At 49.4% G+C, this 1,493-nt stretch carries 2 protein-coding genes; both read left to right on the forward strand.

The genetic code is table 11. The annotated features are described in order from the left end of the window. Positions 1-195 (forward strand): hypothetical protein (locus ACTHSP_RS20505; RefSeq protein ID WP_440346823.1); only part of this gene is annotated, 195 nt, incomplete at its 5' end. A gap of 71 nt (positions 196-266) precedes the next feature. Further along, entirely contained in the window at positions 267-1,433 is a 1,167-nt protein-coding gene (gene sucC / locus ACTHSP_RS20510) for an ADP-forming succinate--CoA ligase subunit beta (protein ID WP_049330956.1), read from the forward strand. The last annotated feature ends 60 nt before the right edge of the window (positions 1,434-1,493 follow it).

Genomic DNA, 1,493 nt, shown 5'->3' on the forward strand with positions numbered 1-1,493 from the left:
GAAACTTATACGCTCAACCGTTTCAAAGATAAAGAATTGGTTTGGCGCGTGGCATTGTTGTTTATCAGTTTCAGCCTTGCCGTTTATCTGCTCTGCCCGAATTCGCGTAAAAAAGGCATCGTCTTTTTTATTCTCGGTGGAGGCGGCGCAACCATGTATCTGCTGGCGCGGATGTGGTTGCCCTTCAGTAAATAGTAGGGCCGTCTGAAAATATGGGATTGGCCGCAGGGCGATTCCTAAAACCCACTCACCTTAAGGAGAAATCCATGAATTTACACGAGTATCAGGCTAAAGAACTGCTGGCTAGCTACGGTTTGCCCGTACAAGGCGGTATTTTGGCACACAACGGCGAAGAAGCCGCTGCAGCTTACGACAAATTGGGCGGCAAATTCGCTGTTGTCAAAGCACAAGTACACGCCGGCGGCCGCGGTAAAGCGGGCGGCGTAAAAGTCGTTAAAAGCCGCGAAGAAGCTAAAGAAGTGGCTGAAAGCCTGATTGGCACCAACTTGGTAACTTACCAAACCGATGCCAACGGCCAACCTGTCAACAGCGTTTTGGTTTGCGAAGATATGTATCCTGTTCAAACCGAGCTGTACTTGGGTGCAGTGGTTGACCGTTCTACCCGCCGCGTTACATTCATGGCTTCTACCGAAGGTGGCGTGGAAATCGAAAAAGTTGCTGCCGAAACTCCAGAAAAAATCTTCAAAGTAACCGTTGATCCGCTGGTTGGCCTGCAACCTTGCCAAGCTCGCGAAGTTGCGTTCCAACTGGGCTTGAAAGACAAACAAATCAACGAGTTCGTCAAACTGATGACCGGCGCGTACAAAGCGTTTATCGAAAACGACTTCGCACTGTTTGAAGTAAACCCATTGGCAGTCCGTGAAAACGGCGACTTGGCCTGTGTGGACGGCAAAATCGGTATCGACAGCAACGCGCTCTACCGCCTGCCAAAAATTGCCGCTTTGCGCGACAAATCTCAAGAAAACGAACGTGAGCTGAAAGCTTCTGAATTCGACCTGAACTATGTTGCTCTGGAAGGCAACATCGGCTGTATGGTTAACGGTGCCGGTTTGGCGATGGCCACTATGGACATCATCAAACTCAAAGGCGGCCAACCTGCCAACTTCTTGGACGTTGGCGGCGGCGCAACCAAAGACCGCGTGGTTGAAGCGTTCAAACTGATTTTGGAAGACAAATCCGTTAAAGGCGTATTGATCAACATCTTCGGCGGTATCGTACGTTGCGACATGATTGCGGAAGCCATCGTGGCAGCCGTTAAAGAAATCAACGTCAACGTTCCTGTCGTTGTTCGTTTGGAAGGTAACAACGCCGAACTCGGCGCGAAAATCCTGAACGAATCAGGTCTGAAACTGACTTCTGCAGACGGCCTGAATGACGCAGCCGAAAAAATTGTTGCAGCCGTAAACGCCTAAGGAGAAAAGAATGAGCGTATTGATTAATAAAGACACCAAAGTATTGGTTCAAGGTTTCAC

The organism is Neisseria sp. P0001.S005, assembly GCF_051963715.1.